Source organism: Bacteroides caecicola, from assembly GCF_023337095.1.
Lineage (GTDB): Bacteria > Bacteroidota > Bacteroidia > Bacteroidales > Bacteroidaceae > Phocaeicola > Phocaeicola gallinarum.
This window is the reverse complement of sequence record NZ_JAMBLM010000007.1, coordinates 112950-132453: the sequence shown is the minus strand read 5'-3', so window position 1 is coordinate 132453 and position 19504 is coordinate 112950. Positions and strand designations below refer to the sequence as shown.

The following is a 19504-nucleotide window of genomic DNA, read 5'->3' as shown; positions in this document are numbered from 1 at the left end:
AACACAAGAAAAAATTCCTCGCCATCATATCCCGTAAAACGCAACCGTTAGTGTTATCCATCCCATGCGGATGTGTTGACCATTTCTACCCATAGCGTTGACCATTTCTACCGTTAGTGTTTTTTCAGCCTCCGGACAAGCCGGAAAAGAGTTAAAATAAGCTCTGAACTGCTTCAGTATAAAGATTTCTTTCCTTTCGCTTTCTCTTGTTCGATTAAACACTATCTTTGCAGCTGTTTTATAAAAAAGATTGATGAAAAATAAAATAGTTGCCACATTCTGGTTTGTTTTGTTGGTAATAGCCGGTGTGGAAGCATTACATTTTCTGCCTGTGCTGAATGTCGGAGGGAAACCCCTGCGCAAGGTGGATTTATTGGCTGATATCCGTAAGGATGAGGTTGTCGAGATTGAGGTAGCCGACTCGGATACAGTGGTATTACCCGTGGTTAAGCCTTTGTTTGTCGATACCTGTAAAGAGGGGATGACATGTATTGAAGATTATGCAGATTCAACGGAGGGAGGCGGCATGAAAGCATTCTATGAAGCATTGTTGAATCAGGATAAGCTGAACCGTCCGTTGCGCATTGCTTATTTTGGCGACTCTTTTATCGAAGCGGACATCTTGACCGGAGATTTGCGGGCAATGCTCCAGCAGCGTTTCGGAGGTTGCGGGGTAGGCTATGTCCCCATTACTTCGAAAGTATATGGATTCCGTCCTACGGTACGCCATTCGTTTAGCGGGTGGGAGAGTCATGCCACAACCGATTCGCTGCATTTCGACCGCTCTCTTCAGGATATATCCAATCATTATTTTAAAGCACATCCCGGAGCTTCGGTCACATTATCGGGACAAAAGAAGTATGCCTCACGGCTGGATACGTGCAGTGTTTCCACTTTTTACTTCTTGTCTGTCGATTCGGTATATCTGACAGCGCAAATAAATAATGGGAAAAAGGTTGCTTATGCTCTTGCCGGAGACAGCTCGTTGCAGGCTGTATCGGTTAGAGACAAAATAGGCAGTGTGAAATGGACGGTGGATAAAAGCACTCCGTCATCGGTCTTTTATGGCGTTACGATGGATTCTTTTGACGGAATTGTTTTGGATAACTTCAGTACGCGCGGCAGCAGCGGGCAGCAACTTGCACAAATACCGTTGAAGATATTGAAACAATATAACCGCCTGCGTACTTATGATTTGATAGTTCTTCAGTATGGCTTGAATGTAGCATTCGAGCGCGGAGTTAATTACACTTACTATAAGAACGGCATGATTCCGGTAATAAACCGTTTGAAAGCCGCTTTTCCGCAAGCATCTATCTTGGTTATAGGGGTGGGCGACCGTGAGTATAAGACAGAGAACGGCGATTTGCGCACGATGCCCGGAGTGAAGAATCTTATTCGTTACCAGCAAGCGTTGGCGGCAGAAACCCATGTGGCGTTTTGGAATCTGTATGAAGCGATGGGCGGCGAAGGCAGCATCGTGGAAATGGTGGAAAGCAATCCGCCGATGGCGAATTACGATTATACGCATATTAATTTCCGGGGTGGAAAACACATCGCAAAGATTCTTTTCGATACGTTGATGTATGGTATGGAACAATATGAGAAACGGAAGACCTATGAGGCAGAGTAGGATACGTTTGTGGATAATAGCTCTATGCGGATTATTCGGTTTGCTGTTTCCGTTGGCGGTGGAGGCGCAAGACCCGGTTCCGGAGAAAGCACGCAGAGACCGTAACTCCGGGATTATTAATCCCAGTCATGAATTGCAGCAACTCATGCAGTTTGTGCCGGTCTGCAATCCGATGCCGGAATCTTTTAAAAACACCGGCGATAATCAGATTATCGACCCCGATGCCTCGCTTGACAAGGTTTGGGAAAAAATAAGTAAGATGGAGTCGCCTGTGCGTATAGTGCATATAGGCGATTCGCATGTACGCGGGCATGTTTTCCCTTATGTGGTGCGAAAGAACTTGGAACACGATTTTGGCGATGAGGCAGTGCTGGATATGGAAGTTTCTTATCGTACTTCGGGATTAGCGCATGAAACCGGAAGGGCTGGCATCGTTTACCATATTATAGGAGTAAACGGGGCTACATGCGCCACTTTTTCTACGGATGAACGTATCCGGATGATTATTGATTTGAATCCTGATTTGGTGATTGTTTCGTTTGGAACGAACGAGGCTCATGGGCGGCGTTATTCCACATCGGAACATCTTTGGCAAATGCAGTCTTTGATAGACCGTTTGAGGAACAAATGCCCTGATTTGACGTTTCTGATAACAACTCCGCCCGGCGCTTATGTCCGTAGCGGGCGTAGGGGAAGGGTGATTAACCCGCGGACGGCTGCTGTGGTAAAAACAGAACAGGAGTTTGCTGAGACGAACCATTTGGCACTGTGGGACATGTATCACATTGTCGGGGGAGAAGACCGCGCTTGCCGTAACTGGTTGTCTGCCGACATGTATCAGCGAGACAGGATTCATTTCACCGTAGCGGGATATACTTTACAGGGATTATTATTACACGAAGCACTTATCAAAGCATATAATACTTATGTGGCTATTCAACAAGACAGATTTTGATTTTAATATTGACTGGGGCAAATTAGCAGAAGTCTTTACTTACGACCCCAAGCAACCCATGATATTCAGCAGCGGATTTTTTCTTTGGTTGTTTCTGGGCTTTGCCTTTGTTTACGTGCTTCTCCGCCGGAAAATGACGGCACGTTTGTTGTTTGTTACCCTCTTTTCTTATTATTTTTATTATAAGAGCAGCGGCATCTATTTCTTTTTGCTCGGAGTAGTAACGGTATCCGATTTTTGTCTTGCCCGGATAATGGCTCGTACTGACGACCCCTTCCGGCGTAAGCTGTTGGTGGTTATTAGCCTTTGCATCAATCTTGGGTTGTTGGTTTATTTCAAGTATACCAATTTCTTTTATGAAATGCTCGCTCCGCTTTGGGGAGGTTCGTTCCATGCGCTCGACATCTTTCTGCCTGTGGGGATTTCTTTCTTCACTTTTCAGTCGCTCAGCTACACGCTTGATGTTTATCGGGGCGACCTGAAACCTCTCGATAATCTGTTGGATTATGCTTTTTATATATCCTTCTTCCCCCAGCTTGTAGCCGGTCCCATAGTCCGTGCACGCGATTTCATTCCGCAGATACGCCGTCCGCTTTTTGTTTCTGCGGAAATGTTTGGCGAAGGTGTTTTTTTCATCGTTAGCGGTCTGTTTAAGAAAGCCGTCATATCCGATTATATCAGCATCAACTTTGTGGAGCGCATCTTTGACAATCCGGGACTTTATTCCGGTCTGGAAAATCTGTTCGGCATTTACGGTTATGCTTTGCAAATTTATTGCGACTTTTCCGGATACAGCGATATGGCGATAGGCATTGCCTTGTTATTGGGATTCCGTTTCCCCATCAACTTTAATTCACCTTATAAGGCAGACAGCGTGACCGACTTTTGGCATCGCTGGCATATTTCGCTTTCCACATGGCTGCGCGATTACCTGTATATCTCCCTCGGAGGAAACCGTCGCGGACGGATACGCACGTATGTAAATCTTTTGTTGACAATGCTTTTGGGAGGATTGTGGCATGGGGCTTCGTGGAATTTCATCGTGTGGGGAGGACTTCACGGGGCTGCGCTTGCCGTACATAAATACGTTCGTTCGGTGTTAGGGCGTGCCAAACAGTATCGCAGTACGGGTATACGTCGTTTTTTTGCCGTGGTGCTGACGTTTCACTTCGTATGCTTTTGTTGGATTTTCTTCCGGAACTCCACTTTCGAGGCTTCGCTCACCATGATTCGGCAACTGTTTACTTCTTTTCACCCCGAACTGATAGGTCAGTTGCTTACAGGATATTGGAAAGTATTTGCACTTATGGGCATAGGTTATCTGCTTCATTGGTGTCCTGATAAATGGCAAAACACTTGTTGTTCGGTTATGACTCGTCTTCCGCTTGTGGGGCAGGCAGTGGTGCTGATAGCGCTTATCTACCTCGTTATCCAAGTGAAGAGCAGCGACATTCAGCCGTTCATTTATTTCCAGTTCTGATGCCGACATGCGTTTTTCAAAACTTTAATTTTGACTTTTTTATAAATCGTTTTTATGAGTTGGATTATTTTGATTATTGCCGGATTATTCGAATCGGGGTTTGCCTTCTGTCTCGGTAAAATGAAAGGAGTAACCGGGATGGAATACTATCTGTGGGGAGCAGGATTCCTTCTTTGTCTGACTTTAAGTATGCTTCTGCTCGCAAAAGCGGTACATACGTTGCCTATCGGGACCGCATATCCCGTATGGACGGGGATTGGCGCGGTAGGAACCGTGATACTGGGCATTGTGTTCTTTCATGAACCGGCATCTTTTGCACGACTGTTCTTCATCTGTACGTTAATAGCTTCGGTTATAGGATTGAAAATGGTATAAACGGATAAAGAGCAGGAAGAATTTCATAACTGAAATCTGCCATTAAGAAAGATTTTTTTACCTTTGCGCGACAAATTAAAATAGAAATAAGAAAATGAATAGAACAATTATTACCGTAGTAGGCAAGGATACGGTAGGTATCATTGCTAAGGTTTGCACCTATTTGGCAGAAAATAAAGTAAATATTCTGGATATTTCACAAACCATTGTGCAGGGATATTTCAACATGATGATGATTGTCGACATGACTGCGATGGAGAAACCTTTCGAAGAAGTGGCTGGCGAGTTGACCGGACTGGGAAAAGAAATGGGAGTGCAGGTAAAATGTCAACGCGAAGAAATATTTAACAAGATGCACCGCATCTGATAATAACACAGGATAGATACACGGAAATTATGATAAATATATCAGAAGTTATCGAGACCAATAAAATGATAGAGCAGGAGAACCTCGACGTGCGTACCATCACGATGGGGATTAATCTGTTAGACTGTGCGGACAGCGATTTGAAAAAGCTCTGTCAGAATATTTATAATAAGATAACCGGGCTTGCCAAAGATTTGGTGAAGACGGGCGAAGAAATTTCAAAAGAATACGGTATCCCTATCGTAAACAAGCGTATTTCAATCACGCCGATAGCTTTGGTGGGAGGTACGGCATGTAAAACGCCGGATGATTATGTGGAAATAGCCCGCACGCTCGACCGTGCTGCTGCGGAATTGGGCGTAAACTTCATAGGTGGTTATTCGGCTATCGTTTCGAAGGGTATGAGCCGTAGTGACGAATTACTGATTCGTTCCATCCCGAAAGCAATGGCGTGTACGGAGCGCATTTGCAGTTCGGTAAATGTAGGCTCTACCAAAACCGGCATCAACATGGATGCGGTTCGCCTGATGGGAGACATTATTAAAGAAACAGCCGAGTTGACTAAAGATTGCGACTCGTTGGGTTGTGCAAAGCTGGTGGTATTGTGTAATGCGCCTGATGACAACCCGTTCATGGCAGGCGCATTTCATGGCGTATCCGAAGCCGATGCGATTATCAACGTAGGTGTAAGCGGACCGGGCGTGGTAAAATATGCACTTGAGCAAATTCGTGGAAAGAGTTTCGAGGTATTGTGCGAAACGATAAAACGTACAGCGTTTAAAATTACCCGTGTAGGTCAGTTGGTGGCACAAGAAGCATCGCGCCGTCTGGGAGTACCGTTCGGAATCATCGACCTCTCTCTGGCTCCTACTCCGGCAGTAGGCGACAGTGTGGCAGAGATTCTTCAGGAAATCGGGTTGGAACATCCCGGTGCACCGGGTACCACGGCGGCATTGGCTTTGCTGAACGACCAAGTGAAGAAAGGCGGCGTTATGGCTTCATCGTACGTAGGCGGACTGAGCGGCGCATTCATCCCCGTGAGTGAAGATCAGGGCATGATTGATGCCGTAGAAGCAGGCGCGCTCACCATTGAGAAATTAGAAGCAATGACCTGCGTATGTTCCGTAGGCTTAGACATGATAGCCATCCCCGGCGATACATCGGCTGCCACGATAGCCGGCATTATAGCCGACGAGTCAGCTATCGGCATGGTGAATCAGAAAACGACAGCTGTCCGTATCATCCCTGCCGTTGGCAAAGTGGCTGGCGACAAAGTGGAATTTGGCGGATTGTTGGGTTATGCTCCCGTAATGCCCGTCAACCGTTTTTGCTGTGAAGCGTTTGTAAACCGTGGCGGACGCATCCCGGCTCCGATACACAGCTTTAAAAACTGATTCTGAGAAGTGAGATAATATTCAGATAAAACATGCTTTTATCCGGCAAGCCATTTTATTACGGTGGCTTGCCGGATTTTTTTATTTCGTTTTCCGGCAATTTTAAAACTTTTTGGCTTATACTGTTTTATTCTGAGTTAAATTGTTTATTTTTGCGTCTCAATAAGATAACAAATAAAAAGACTATGATTAAGATAACTTTTCCTGATGGCTCCGTTCGCGAGTATAACGAAGGAGTTACCGGTCTGCAAATAGCAGAAAGCATCAGTTCACGCCTTGCTCAAGACGTTTTGGCTTGCGGCGTAAACGGTGAAACGATTGATTTGAATCGCCCTATCAACGAAGATGCAAACTTCGTTCTTTATAAATGGGAAGACGAACAAGGTAAACATGCTTTTTGGCATACCAGCGCCCACCTGCTTGCCGAGGCTTTGCAGGAACTGTATCCGGGCATCCAGTTCGGTATCGGTCCGGCTATCGAAAACGGATTTTATTACGATGTAGATCCGGGAGAGGCTGTGATTAAAGAAGGTGACCTGCCTGCCATTGAAAAGAAAATGGCGGAATTGGCTGCCAAAAAGGAGTCGCTCGTGCGTGAAAGCATTTCGAAAGATGATGCACTGAAAATGTTTGGCGAGCGTGGAGAAACCTATAAATGTGAATTGATTTCCGAACTGGAAGACGGTCATATAACTACCTATACGCAGGGAGCGTTTACCGACTTGTGCCGCGGACCGCACTTGCTTTCTACTGCACCCATCAAGGCTATCAAACTGCTGTCGGTAGCCGGTGCGTACTGGAGAGGACACGAAGATCGCAAGCAGATGACCCGTATCTACGGTATCACTTTCCCGAAGAAAAAGATGCTGGACGAATACTTGGTTATGCTGGAAGAGGCAAAGAAACGTGACCATCGTAAGATTGGTAAGGAAATGGACTTGTTTATGTTCTCAGACACAGTAGGAAAGGGATTGCCGATGTGGTTGCCTAAAGGTACTGCGTTGCGTATCCGTCTGCAAGACTTTTTGCGCCGCATCCAAGCTCGTTACGATTATCAGGAGGTAATGTGTCCGCCTATCGGTAACAAGTTGCTGTATGTAACTTCCGGTCACTATGCGAAGTATGGAAAAGATTCATTCCAACCCATTCATACTCCCGAAGAAGGCGAAGAATATTTCTTGAAACCGATGAACTGTCCGCACCACTGTATGATTTACAAGAATTCTCCGCGCTCTTACCGCGACCTGCCTTTGCGTATCGCTGAATTCGGAACGGTATGTCGTTACGAACAGAGCGGTGAGCTTCACGGACTGACTCGTGTACGTAGCTTTACGCAAGATGACGCTCATATCTTCTGTCGTCCCGACCAAGTAAAAGACGAATTCCTCCGCGTGATGGATATCATTTCCATCGTGTTCCGTGCGATGGGATTGGAAAACTTTGAAGCACAGATTTCACTGCGCGACAAAGTGAATCGCGAGAAATACATTGGTAGCGATGAAAACTGGGAAAAAGCAGAACAGGCCATCGTTGAGGCATGTGAGGAAAAAGGACTGAAAGCAAAAGTTGAATACGGTGAAGCTGCTTTCTATGGTCCGAAATTGGACTTTATGGTAAAAGATGCCATCGGTCGCCGCTGGCAGTTGGGGACGATTCAGGTAGATTACAACCTGCCCGAACGTTTCGAACTGGAATACATGGGCTCTGATAACAAGAAACATCGTCCGGTAATGGTTCACCGTGCGCCGTTCGGCTCAATGGAACGCTTCGTAGCCGTGTTAATCGAGCATACGGCTGGTAAATTCCCCTTGTGGCTGACTCCTGACCAAGTAGCGATTCTGCCGATATCAGAGAAGTTTAACGATTATGCTGACCAAGTACGCTTGGAGTTGCGTAAATACGATATCCGCGCCATCGTAGACGACCGTAATGAAAAAATCGGTCGCAAGATACGCGATAACGAAATGAAGCACATCCCTTACATGCTGATTGTAGGTGAAAAAGAGGCTGAAAACGGTGAAGTTTCGGTACGTAAACAGGGCGAAGGGGACAAAGGCAGCATGAAAATCGAAGATTTCGCAAAAAATATTGCGGAAGAAGTTCATAATATGACAAATAAATGGTAACTTTGCCGCCGTTTGCTGAAGTCTGTTAATCGGATTTCAGCAAACGGATTAAAATAACAATAATTTATAACTCTAAAACACAAACTTAGGAAGAAAAATTTTTGATGAAGAATGACAGTTTAAAAGGGCAGCACAGAATCAATGAACAGATTCGCGCCAAAGAAGTCCGTATTGTTGGAGATAATATAGAATCGGCTGTATTCCCAATAGCCCAAGCATTAAAGATGGCTGAGGAACATGAAGCTGACTTAGTTGAAATTTCACCCAACGCTGTTCCTCCGGTTTGTAGAATTATAGATTATTCTAAATTCCTTTACCAGTTGAAAAAACGTGCGAAGGAACAGAAAGCTAAGCAAGTAAAAGTAAACGTAAAGGAAATCCGCTTTGGTCCGCAAACCGATGAACATGATTATAACTTTAAGTTGAAACATGCCATTGGCTTCCTGCAGGATGGCGATAAAGTGAAGGCATACGTGTTTTTCAAAGGACGTTCCATTCTGTTTAAAGAACAAGGTGAAGTACTGTTGCTTCGATTTGCCAATGATTTGGAAGAATATGCGAAAGTAGAGCAAATGCCGATTTTGGAAGGTAAACGAATGACTATTTCGTTAGCTCCTAAAAAACCGGGTTCACCTAAGAAAACAGCTCCCAAACAAGAGGCTCCGAAAGCGGAAACAAAAGAGTAAACAAGAGAGGTGCGTAACGCGCCGGTATAGTGCGTTGCCACTGTTTGAATACTAATAATTAAAAATTTAACAAGATGCCAAAGACTAAGACTAACTCCGGTTCTAAAAAAAGATTCACTCTTACCGGAACGGGTAAAATCAAAAGAAAGCACGCTTTTCATAGTCATATCCTGACTAAGAAAACTAAGAAGCAAAAGAGAAACCTTTGCCACAGCACGTTGGTTCACAGCGCTAACTTGACTCAGGTTAAAGAACTTTTGTGCATGAAGTAATCGTGCGAAAAGCGTAAAAGTATCATTTAAATTATTAACCGAATGTATTAGCTTCAAGTCCGGGTGAGAAATATCGGCGCTATCATTCAAAAAAGAATTAAAAACTATGCCAAGATCAGTAAATCACGTTGCTTCAAGAGCAAGAAGAAAGAAAATTTTGAAATTAACCAGAGGTTACTTTGGTGCAAGAAAGAATGTTTGGACGGTTGCCAAAAATACTTGGGAAAAAGGTCTGACTTATGCGTACCGTGACCGCAAGAATAAAAAACGTAATTTCCGCGCATTGTGGATTCAACGTATTAATGCGGCTGCTCGTTTGGAAGGCATGTCATACTCTAAATTGATGGGTGCATTGCATAAAGCAGGCATCGAAATCAACCGTAAAGTGTTGGCAGACCTTGCAATGAATCATCCCGAAGCATTCAAGGCTGTTGTTGACAAAGTAAAGACGGCTTGATTGTGAGATAGCTTATCTCAATCAGGAAATTATAATTAGGCACAGATTTTACAAATTCACGGCAAATTTATGTGTCAGTCGTGAAAATTTAGTGAAATCTGTGCCTAAAACTTTTTCAGGGGGTCTCTTTTTCTCCGTTTTGTTTTGTACTCTCAAATATTAGTTGTACATTTGTAATACAAAAATGAAGCCGTACTTGCAGAATCGGGAAACTCATCAAACTAATAAGAAATACCGAGACACGCTTCATCTTCCAATGGCGGGCCACGCCTTCGGGTAGCATTTATGCCGGTGGATTACAAAGGAGGAGAGCACTCAAAACCTGTCATTCGGAGTTTCGTCACGCCTCGGGTACGGCTTCTCCTTTTTATAAGAGGCGAAGAATCTTGGGTAGTAGGTCAAGGTTCTTCGCTTTTTTATTGATAGTTTAATTCATACGTTATGATTTTATATTTCTCCGGAACAGGCAATTCACGTAGGGTTGCAGAATTTCTTGGCAGGTTACTTGGCGAACGGGTGCTCCCGATAATGGAACTTATTAATGAAGGGACAAAAACACTTCAGCTTCAGGAAAAGGAGTCGTTAGGCTTTGTTTTTCCGGTGTATTCGTGGGGGCCTCCAACTGTGGTACTGAAAGCGTTAGAGCGATTGCGTGTATCACGACTGTCTGATTACGTATACTTTATCTGTACTTGTGGCGACGATACGGGAAAGACAGCCGATATATTCCGGAGAGCAGTAGAGAAAAAAGGCTGGAAGTATGGAGCCGGTTTCTCGGTTGTGATGCCGAACACGTATGTTTGTCTTCCGGGCTTTGATGTGGATTCAAATGATCTTGCGGATATAAAGTTAGAGAATATGGAAGGCAGGTTGGAGGTCATTGCCTCATGTGTCAAGGCTCGTAAGCGTATGACTGACTGCCATGAAGGAGCGTTGCCTCGCTTAAAATCCTATTTCATTCGTCCGTTGTTTAATCGTTATCTTACTTCGCCGAAAGCGTTTCGTGCGTCTGATGCTTGTATTTCGTGCGGGAAGTGTGCACAAGTATGTCCCATGCATAATATTCGTTTGGCAGATGGACATCCGGTGTGGGGAATGGATTGTGCGATGTGTCTGGCATGTTATCATTACTGTCCGAAACATGCTGTGGAATATGGCTGCATGACGAAAGGGAAGGGACAATTTACATTGGAAAAGAAAGCGTAAAACAACTTCCTTTATCGGGATGGGATTGCACGGTTATTTGTCCGCCGTGGAGCATGATAATCTGTTTGCAAAGTGCCAGTCCGATACCTGACCCGCCGGGTTTGGTGGTGAAAAACGGAACAAAAATCCTTTCGGTTACTTCGGGCAGCATTCCTTCGCCGTTATCGCTTACTTGGAAACGCCACATTCCGTCGGATACGGAGGCAGTGATGCCGATATGTGCATGATCGGTGTTCCGGCAGGCTTCCAACGCATTTTTAATCAGGTTGATAAAGACTTGTTCCATTTGTCCTCGGTCGGCTCTCCAGTGAGGGAGACCGCTGGGAGTTTCAAACGACACGAAAGGTTTATCGGCAAAGAGTTGCTTGAGGTCGTTAAAAAAGTCGCATACATCAATGTCTGTTTTGGCAGGCTGCGCGATGCGGGTCAGCTTCCGATAGTTTTCCACAAATTCCAATAATCCTTTGCTTCTTCGGCGGATAACCTGAAGTCCTTGCTGTATATGTGTGCGGGTACGTTCATCGGGCGATGCCGTCATGCTCCGTTCGCTTAGCGTGTCTGCCAGTGAGATGATGGGGGTAATAGAGTTCATGATTTCGTGCGTCAGTACCCGGATAAGTTTCTGCCATGCTTCCATTTCTGTATGTTCCAGTGCACTATGGATGTTCTTCAGGCTGACCAGATAATAGGTTTTTCCTTTCTGTTGGATGCGTGTTGCCGATACAGCCAGTTCGGTAGGGATGGAGCGGTGAGGCAGACGGGCTACTGCTTGGTGATTCTTCAGCGCAGTGATAATCTCTTCGGGCAGGATGCCACAGTTGTCCAGCATCTGTTGAGCCGCTTTGTTCATCCATTCCGTTCGTCCGTCCGCATAACATACTACTACCGCCGTGTCTACTTGGTTCAGCAGGTTTTCATAATACAGATGCTTGGTTTCCACTTCGTTCAGGTGCGTACGTATTCCTTTCAGTGTGGCAGAGAGAGCATCGGCAAGTTGCGTCATCTTCCTGTCGCTAAAAGGAGGGCAAGCCAATTGCGAGAAATCATTGCTGTTCATACAGTCTACTATCCGTTGCATCATTTGTGTCTGTCGTGTCTGTGCCCGGTAGAGGCTGATGCAGATGCCTGTTATCACCGCGAAGGAGGCGGCTGCGCAGAACCACAAATGATTCATGGTAGTCCACACACTTGCTGCAACAAAAAGAAGCAGTCCGACTACGTGGAATATCAGCGAACATACGTAACTTTTCATAATCCTAATTTTTCGATTTTCCGGTAAAGAGCAAAGCGGGTGATGCCCAGCAGTTCTGCCGCGCGGGTCATGTTTCCCCCGCTGGAGCGCATAGCCTTTTCTACTGCCTTCCGTTCCAATTTTTCCAGATTCAGTTCTTCATCGTTACTTTCACGATGCTCGTTTCCGGCAGTGGGGAAGGGGAAGTCCGCCGGACGCAGCAGCGTATTGTCGCTAAGGATTACCGCCCTTTCTATGGTATGTTGCAGTTCACGCACGTTACCCGGCCAGTTATATTTCAGCAACTTGTTCTTTGCCTCGCGTGTCAGTCCTTTCACCTCTTTGTGGTACTTCCGGTTATATCCGGTCAGGAAATGTTCTGCCAGCAAGAGGATATCCTCCCCGCGTTCCCTCAGTGGCGGGATGCGCAGTTCGATGGTGTTGATGCGGTACAACAGGTCTTGACGGAAACTACCGTCTGCCACCCGTTGGTGTAGGTTGGCATTGGTGGCACAGATCAGTCGCACATCTATTTCGATGGGTTCTACTGCTCCTAGTCTGAGAATCCGGTGTTTTTCGATGGCAGTCAGCAGTTTTGCCTGCATCGGCAGCGAGAGGTTACCGATTTCATCAAGGAACAGCGTGCCGCCCGAAGCGATTTCCATTCTCCCCGGTTTGGCTTTTCGTGCATCGGTGAACGCCCCTTTCTCATAACCGAAAAGTTCACTTTCAAAGAGTTGTTCGGGAATGCTCCCCAAGTCGATGGTAACAAATGCAGCTTCCTGTCGGGGAGAAAAATGCTTCAGCATACGTGCCACGAGGTCTTTTCCCGTACCGTTCTCGCCCAAGATAAGGATATTGGCATCTGTGTCCGAGAGTTTGAATATGGTTTCCTTCACTTTCTGCATGGCGGGCGAATTGCCGATGAGTTCGGGCAGTTCATCATCGGTTTTCAGGGCGAGCATCTGTGCTTGCAGTTTTCCCACCTCCTTGCGTGAGCGGCTGAGTTTTAGTGCCGAGGAGAGCGTGGCGAGTAACTTCTCTTTTTCCCACGGTTTCGAAACAAAGTCGGTAGCCCCTTCTTTGATGGCACGTACCGCTTTGTCGGTATCGGCATAGGCGGTCATGAATATCACTACCGCCTGCGGGTCGATTTGCAGAATCTGTTCCAAGCAGTCGAATCCCTCCTGACCGCTGATGGCATCGCGCCGGAAATTCATATCGAGCAGGATTACATCGGGTTTGAAGGTCGTCATGAAGTGCGCGATGCGTGCCGGCTGCGTGGTTACTTTCACCTTTTCCATATACGATTCCAGCAGCAGGTTGAGAGCGAAAAGCACGTCCTCGTTATCGTCTATAATCAGTATTTTTCCTTTTTCTTCCATGTATGGTGGGTTGTGATGTACAAAGATAATGATTTTCAAGATGTGTTGTATGTGCGTTTCCGCACGAAAAATGTGTGATTCCGCACGCTGAAATCTCCCTCTATTTCTTATTATTTACCTGATTGTTAGCGTTCTGATTGTGTGGCACGACTTTTGATTTACTGTATCCGTATGATTGCGAAACGAGATATGAAACGATTGTTGTTTACGATATGCGGACTACTTTTCTTATGGGGTGAGGCGGATGCCCGGCGGCTGACGTTGGTTGATGCCATCCGTATGGCGCAGGCTTATTCGCCGGAAGCGCAGGCGGCGGAGCATACTTATCGGGCGGCTTACTGGAGTTACCGCTCTTTTCGTGCCAACTATCTGCCGGAGGTGAATCTGGTGTCGTCTCCCTACCTGAATCGTCAGATTAACCGGGTGACGCAGCCCGATGGTACGGAGCAGTTTATCCGGCAAAACCAGTTGATTACGGATGTGGGTTTGCAAATTAGTCAGAACGTCTGGTTTACGGGCGGTAATTTGTTTGTGCAGACTTCTACGCAGCGGATGGATGAGCTGGGTAGCAACCTGACGTCGTATAACTCACTGCCGGTTACGGTTGGTTATCAGCAGTCGCTATTCGGTTATAACTCGCTGAAATGGGACCGCCGCATTGAACCGGTGCGTTTCCGCGAGGCGAAGAAAACTTATGCCGAAACGCTTGAACTGATTGCTTCGAAGACTTGCGAACTGTTTTTCGCTCTTGCCACGGCGCAGGCGAATCTGGATATTGCCCGTTCGAATTATGCTTCGGCAGATACGCTTTACCGTTATGCGCGCGGTCGGTATAACATCGGCAGTATTACCGAAAACGAGATGTTGCAGTTGGAAGTGAACCGGCTGAACGAGGAGACGAACATGATGAAGGCGCGTATAGAGGTGGAAGACGCCATGCTCACGTTCCGTTCGTTTTTGGGCATCCGTGAGGAAACGGAGATAGAAGTCATGGAGGGCGACAGCGTACCGCAGTTTGAAGTTCCGCTGGGCGAGGCGCTGGAGCAGGCGTACCGCAATAGTCCCGATCCGGATACGTATCGGAGGCTGAAGTTGGAGAGCCGGAGCGCGCTGGCGCAGGCACGGACAAGCCGGGGACTGAAAGCCGACTTGTATTTACAGTTCGGATTGTCGCAGACTGCCGATCGATTGAAAGATTCGTGGCGCGATCCGCTTGACCAGCAATACGTAAGTCTGTCGCTGGTAGTTCCCATCCTCGACTGGGGACGCGGAAGGGGCAAGGTGCGCGTGGCGAAATCGAATGTGGCGTTGGTTGAAACACAGACGGAGCAGGGCATGAACGATTTCGAGCTGAATGTAAGGAAGATGGTGCGGCAGTTCAACCTTCAGGCGCGTCAGGTGGAAGTGGCGGCACGCACTGACGAAACGGCACGCCGACGCTACGAGGTGGCACTCCGCCTGTATCTGATGGGGAAATCTACCGTGCTCGATCTCAATGCAGCCATCAGCGAGAAAGACACGGCGCGGCGTAACCGCATTGAGGCGATGAAAACCTATTGGACGCTTTACTACGGTTTGCGCAGCATGACGCAATACGATTTTGAACGCGGTTGTCCGATTACCGACAATCTGCCGGAGATATAAAAGAACAGAACGATGGATATAAAACTGGAAAAGAAAGCATGGTATGTACGTTACCGCTATCGTTTGGCGGCGGCGGTTATCGTAACAGGCGTACTGATTTATGTATCGGTGCTTGCCTCCGGTCCGCAGCGGTTACGGGTTGACTCCGAATCGGTACAGATGGCGGAAGTGAAAAACGAGGATTTCTTGGAATACGTGGATGTGGAGGGAGTGGTACACCCCATCCTTACCCTCATGGTCAATGTGCGCGAGAGCGGCAACGTGGAGCGCATCGTGGCGGAGGAAGGTAGTCTGATGAAGCAAGGCGACACCATTCTTACGCTGACCAACCCCGACTTGATGCGCGATTTGGAAGACCAGCGAGACGAATGGGAGAAGCAGTGTTTTACGTATGAGGAGAAAGCCATCGAGATGGAGCAGAAAACCCTTACCCTCAAGCAGCAGACCCTTGAAGCGGAATACGAACTGAACAAAATACGCAAGAGCTTTGCGCTGGAGGAAGAGGAATACAAGATGGGGATTCGGAGCAAAGCGCAGTTAGAGGTGTCTGCCGATGAATACCGCTACAAGACGGAATCGACACGCCTCAAGCTGCAAAGTCTGAAAAGCGATTCGGCTATGACGGTGATCCGGCGCGAATTGCTGCTTAACGACCGCGAGCGCGAGCGCAGAAAATGGGAGCGTTCGTTGCAGCGGACACAAGATTTGGTGGTGCGCGCTCCCGCCGACGGGCAGTTGAGCTTCGTGAAAGTCACCCCCGGGCAGCAGGTAGCCTCCGGCGAAAACATAGCCGAGATAAAAGTGCTGAGCCAGTTTAAGATACACGCCTCGCTGAGCGAGTATTACATCGACCGCATAACCACGGGGCTGCCTGCCTCGGTGGTTTATCAGGGCAAGCGTTTCCCGCTCCGCGTGAGCAAGGTAGTGCCCGAAGTGAGAGAACGCACCTTCGATGTCGATTTGGTATTTACCGGCGAGATGCCCGATAACGTCCGCCTCGGCAAGAGCTTCCGAGTACAGATAGAATTGGGGCAACCCGAACAGACAGTGGTGATTCCGCGCGGAAATTTTTACCAGCAGACGGGCGGCAACTGGATATTCCGGCTCAATGCCGACCGTACACGTGCAGTGAAAGTCCCCATCGAAATCAGTCGGCAGAACCCACGCCAGTATGAAATAACCGAAGGATTGCAGCCCGGAGATTGGGTAATTACTTCAGGATATGATAACTTTGGGGACGCCGAAGAGTTGCTGTTGCGGTAAAGAGTAAGAAGTTGGTAATTAGTGAATTTAAAGTATGGTATGATAGGGCATTATCTGAAAGTGGCTTTGCGCAATTTGTTGAAATACAAGGTGCAGAATATAGTATCGGCTCTGTGTCTGGCGATAGGAATTGTGGTATTCAGTATGGTATATCTGTTTGTTGACCGTTTTGCGGATGCGTATAGCAGATTGCCGGATTCCGAACGGCGTGTTCTTATCAGGGCATACGGTGAAGAAGCGGAACGTGACATACCGTTTTATCTGTCGGCTGTAAACGAGTTGGTTTCTCGCACAGAAGGAGCGTTGGACTCGGTATCTGTCCATTCGGCTACGTTACGTATGGATGTGGATGTAATAGGGAAAGACGGTCGTAACCTGCCATATATTGTACAGTATATGGTAACGAACAGTTGCTTTTTCAGCTATTTCAACCTGCCGTTACTTTATGGTAATTACGTGCCGACCTTACCGAACGAAATAATCATATCGTCTGACTTTGCAGGAAAAATAGCTAAAAACAGCAGTCCTGTCGGTATGGTGGTACGTCTTAACTCTTTGAAATCGGGAAACGGAATAAGAGATTATCGGATAGTAAATGTGGCAGACGTATCCAAAGATGGGTTAGAACTAAACGCCGATTGTTATTTCCCGCTTGAGGTGTTTCCCTATGCGCGAACGTTGGTACACGCACTCATTCCGGAGGGGCAGACATTGAACAGAGTAAACAAGGCGTTAAGTGATATCGGTTGGAATGATGGAGAGCAAAAAATATCGGTTGAGGCTTCTCCGGTGAGCGGACAGACAGGCACGTTGCTTGCTAAATATTTGGTTCTTATTCTTGCTTCCTTGATTCTGGTATCGGGACTGATTAATTTTCTGAAATTCACATTTCAGATGTTCTATGCCCGTCAGCATGAGCTGGCTTTGCGCAAAAGTTTGGGTTCGGATATGAAAGGAGTCTTTGGGTTACTTTCTACGGAGGTGTTTTGTATGCTGTCTTTTGCATTCCTGCTATCGCTGGTATTACTGGAAAGTATGCTGCCTTTAGCTTACCGTTATTTGCCTGAAGAAACTACCGACTGGTTTATCGCGAAAGATTGTTACCTGACGCAAGCTGCACTTTATCTGATGGTTCTGTTGGTCTGTTTATGTATTGTTATCTATCCGGTGTGGCGCGTACGCGGAATCAATCTTATGAACCGAATCCGGACAAACGGACAAAAACATAGCTTCCGCGCCGTAATGATTTGCATTCAACTGTTTGTTTCAATGGGCTTTTTGGGTGCGGTAATTATCATTCATCTGTCATACGGTGAGTTGCGAGGCAGATTGTATTACCCCGAAAAGGTAGAAGAAAACAGAATTGTCTCGATAGATATGAATACGGATGCCATTCGGAAGAACTGGGACGTAATACATTCAGAGATTAACAGCATGGCAGAAATAGAAGGGCAAACTTTTGTCAATGAAGAATCCAACAATGGCTTGCTATCCTATCAGTTTACTACTTTCTTAAAACATGATAGTGCGGAAGTCAATCTTAAAGTAATGACCGGAAATCCCGACTATTTCCGTTTCTTTCACATTCCGTTGCGGGGAAAAATATTAGAGGCAGAGATGGAAGGGGTTGTTTATATAAGCCAAAGTTTTGCCGACTTGCTTCGCCATGAAAATGCAGAAGGAATGGTTAAGTTGGGCAATCGTACTTATCAGATAGCCGGGGTATATGAAGACTTGTATCGGAATATGACGGGTAACGATGAATTTGCCGGTTCTGTGTTTTTCCCTACGAGAGACTTCAAGGTATGGTTACTGAAAGTTGCTTCCGGAAAAGATGTAGATGAAGTGATGAAAAAGATTAAGGCGGTTTGTCGGAAATATGTTCCCGATACATTGCCTTTGGATGTATATAAATATGGGAAACGGACTGTGTACTCATCAATGCAAATACTGGAAACTATGATGTGGATATTGGCAGCGGTCAGTTTGTTACTGGTAGTCCTCAGTGTTTATTCCTCCATATCAATGGATAGCGTGGCTCGTCAGAAAGAGGTGGCTATCAGGAAGATAAACGGAGCTTCGCGTAAAGATATTGTTATGCTGTTTGCTCGGTCGTATATAGCAATGTTTCTTCTTATGTTTTTGTTTGTTTATCCGATACTGAGACTGACAATGATTAATGCGTTAGAGGGTTCTTCGCTGAAATCTGTTTATGGTTGGGAATGGGGCATCATTCTATTTGTTGTCATGGCACTGCTGATAACATTGGCAGTAGGATGGCAGATAATAAAACTGATGAAGGTAAATCCGGCGCAGGCGATAAAGAAAGAATAAATAATTAAACTGATAATATGATGATTAAAACAACAAATTTACAGAAAGTATTCCGCACGGATGAGGTGGAAACTTGGGCGTTGAATAATGTAAGCATTGAAGTGAAAGAGGGAGAGTTCGTGGCCATAATGGGACCTTCGGGATGCGGTAAGTCGACACTGCTGAATATCCTCGGCTTGTTAGACAATCCTACCGGCGGTGAGTATTACCTGAATGGCGTGGAAGTTTCGAAATACACCGAAGCACAGCGCACTTCGCTCCGCAAGGGCATTATCGGCTTTGTCTTTCAGAGCTTCAACCTTATTGACGAACTGAATGTGTATGAAAACATAGAACTGCCGCTGCTTTATATGGGTGTGTCTGCTTCGGAGCGCAAACGGAGGGTAGAGGAAGCGATGAACCGCATGTCGATAGTACATCGTGCGAAGCATTTCCCACAACAGCTTTCGGGCGGACAACAGCAGCGTGTGGCGATAGCGCGTGCCGTAGTGACAAATCCGAGGCTGATTCTTGCCGATGAGCCGACGGGTAACCTCGACTCGAAGAACGGTAAGGAGGTGATGGCGTTGCTCACCGAACTGAATAAGGAGGGAACTACCATCGTGATGGTTACTCACTCGCAGCACGATGCGGGGTACGCCGATCGAATCATCAACCTGTTTGACGGACAAGTAGTAACGGAAATAACCATGTAAA

18 protein-coding genes are annotated in these 19504 nt (G+C 46.5%); 15 read left to right on the top strand and 3 right to left on the bottom strand.

The features are described 5' to 3' along the window. Window positions 1–24: 24 nt before the first annotated feature. The gene (locus M3085_RS08775; RefSeq protein ID WP_249052825.1) at window positions 25–276 is read right to left on the bottom strand and encodes a hypothetical protein; all 252 of its coding nucleotides are present in this window, start codon (window positions 274–276) and stop codon (window positions 25–27) included. On the opposite strand from M3085_RS08775, the gene M3085_RS08770 reads away from it, so the two are divergent. The 11 genes from M3085_RS08770 (at window position 254) to M3085_RS08720 (ending at window position 10951) form a co-directional block, all read left to right on the top strand. Further along, a complete protein-coding gene (locus tag M3085_RS08770; RefSeq protein ID WP_178255550.1) occupies window positions 254–1633 on the top strand; it encodes an SGNH/GDSL hydrolase family protein in 1380 nt (459 codons plus the stop codon). The genes M3085_RS08775 and M3085_RS08770 overlap by 23 nt on opposite strands. Next, window positions 1620–2588, top strand: a complete 969-nt coding sequence (locus M3085_RS08765) for an SGNH/GDSL hydrolase family protein (protein WP_249052824.1) — start codon at window positions 1620–1622, stop codon at window positions 2586–2588. The genes M3085_RS08770 and M3085_RS08765 overlap by 14 nt, the downstream gene beginning before the upstream one ends. Continuing rightward, the gene (locus tag M3085_RS08760; RefSeq protein ID WP_178255552.1) at window positions 2560–4068 is read left to right on the top strand and encodes an MBOAT family O-acyltransferase; all 1509 of its coding nucleotides are present in this window, start codon (window positions 2560–2562) and stop codon (window positions 4066–4068) included. Before M3085_RS08765 ends, M3085_RS08760 begins: the two co-directional genes overlap by 29 nt. 54 nt (window positions 4069–4122) lie before the next feature. Continuing rightward, complete coding sequence (locus M3085_RS08755) at window positions 4123–4443, top strand: DMT family transporter (protein WP_178255553.1); 321 nt, start codon at window positions 4123–4125, stop codon at window positions 4441–4443. Window positions 4444–4537: 94 nt separating this feature from the next. Then, window positions 4538–4810 carry an ACT domain-containing protein gene (locus tag M3085_RS08750; protein ID WP_178255554.1) on the top strand — a complete coding sequence of 91 codons (273 nt, stop codon included), beginning with the start codon at window positions 4538–4540 and terminating at the stop codon, window positions 4808–4810. A 29-nt stretch (window positions 4811–4839) separates the two neighbouring features. Beyond that, window positions 4840–6204 carry a PFL family protein gene (locus tag M3085_RS08745; RefSeq protein ID WP_191709182.1) on the top strand — a complete coding sequence of 455 codons (1365 nt, stop codon included), beginning with the start codon at window positions 4840–4842 and terminating at the stop codon, window positions 6202–6204. 185 nt (window positions 6205–6389) lie between these two features. Then, the gene (gene thrS / locus M3085_RS08740; protein ID WP_178255556.1) at window positions 6390–8330 is read left to right on the top strand and encodes a threonine--tRNA ligase; all 1941 of its coding nucleotides are present in this window, start codon (window positions 6390–6392) and stop codon (window positions 8328–8330) included. Window positions 8331–8434: 104 nt separating this feature from the next. Beyond that, window positions 8435–9016 carry a translation initiation factor IF-3 gene (infC, locus tag M3085_RS08735; RefSeq protein WP_249052823.1) on the top strand — a complete coding sequence of 194 codons (582 nt, stop codon included), beginning with the start codon at window positions 8435–8437 and terminating at the stop codon, window positions 9014–9016. Window positions 9017–9090: 74 nt separating this feature from the next. Then, window positions 9091–9288 carry a 50S ribosomal protein L35 gene (rpmI, locus tag M3085_RS08730; protein ID WP_178255558.1) on the top strand — a complete coding sequence of 66 codons (198 nt, stop codon included), beginning with the start codon at window positions 9091–9093 and terminating at the stop codon, window positions 9286–9288. Window positions 9289–9394: 106 nt separating this feature from the next. Further along, window positions 9395–9745 carry a 50S ribosomal protein L20 gene (gene rplT / locus M3085_RS08725; protein ID WP_178255559.1) on the top strand — a complete coding sequence of 117 codons (351 nt, stop codon included), beginning with the start codon at window positions 9395–9397 and terminating at the stop codon, window positions 9743–9745. Between the two features lie 441 nt (window positions 9746–10186). Next, window positions 10187–10951, top strand: a complete 765-nt coding sequence (locus M3085_RS08720) for an EFR1 family ferrodoxin (protein WP_249052822.1) — start codon at window positions 10187–10189, stop codon at window positions 10949–10951. Here the strand turns inward: M3085_RS08720 and M3085_RS08715 are convergent. Continuing rightward, window positions 10929–12203: a sensor histidine kinase gene (locus M3085_RS08715; RefSeq protein ID WP_249052821.1), complete on the bottom strand. Its 1275-nt coding sequence runs from the start codon at window positions 12201–12203 to the stop codon at window positions 10929–10931. The genes M3085_RS08720 and M3085_RS08715 overlap by 23 nt on opposite strands. After that, window positions 12200–13567, bottom strand: coding sequence for a sigma-54-dependent transcriptional regulator (locus tag M3085_RS08710; RefSeq protein ID WP_249052820.1), 1368 nt, complete (start codon window positions 13565–13567; stop codon window positions 12200–12202). Before M3085_RS08710 ends, M3085_RS08715 begins: the two co-directional genes overlap by 4 nt. A 189-nt stretch (window positions 13568–13756) precedes the next feature. Here M3085_RS08710 and M3085_RS08705 point away from each other — a divergent pair, with 189 nt between their 5' ends. From M3085_RS08705 to M3085_RS08690, 4 genes are read left to right on the top strand one after another with little or no spacing between them, the layout of a single operon-like run. Then, entirely contained in the window at window positions 13757–15211 is a 1455-nt protein-coding gene (locus M3085_RS08705; protein ID WP_249052819.1) for a TolC family protein, read from the top strand. A gap of 12 nt (window positions 15212–15223) precedes the next feature. Continuing rightward, window positions 15224–16474 carry an efflux RND transporter periplasmic adaptor subunit gene (locus M3085_RS08700; protein WP_249052818.1) on the top strand — a complete coding sequence of 417 codons (1251 nt, stop codon included), beginning with the start codon at window positions 15224–15226 and terminating at the stop codon, window positions 16472–16474. A 39-nt stretch (window positions 16475–16513) separates the two neighbouring features. Further along, window positions 16514–18808, top strand: a complete 2295-nt coding sequence (locus M3085_RS08695; protein WP_249052817.1) for an ABC transporter permease — start codon at window positions 16514–16516, stop codon at window positions 18806–18808. 20 nt (window positions 18809–18828) lie between these two features. Continuing rightward, window positions 18829–19503 carry an ABC transporter ATP-binding protein gene (locus tag M3085_RS08690; protein ID WP_178256845.1) on the top strand — a complete coding sequence of 225 codons (675 nt, stop codon included), beginning with the start codon at window positions 18829–18831 and terminating at the stop codon, window positions 19501–19503. Window position 19504 lies beyond the last annotated feature (1 nt).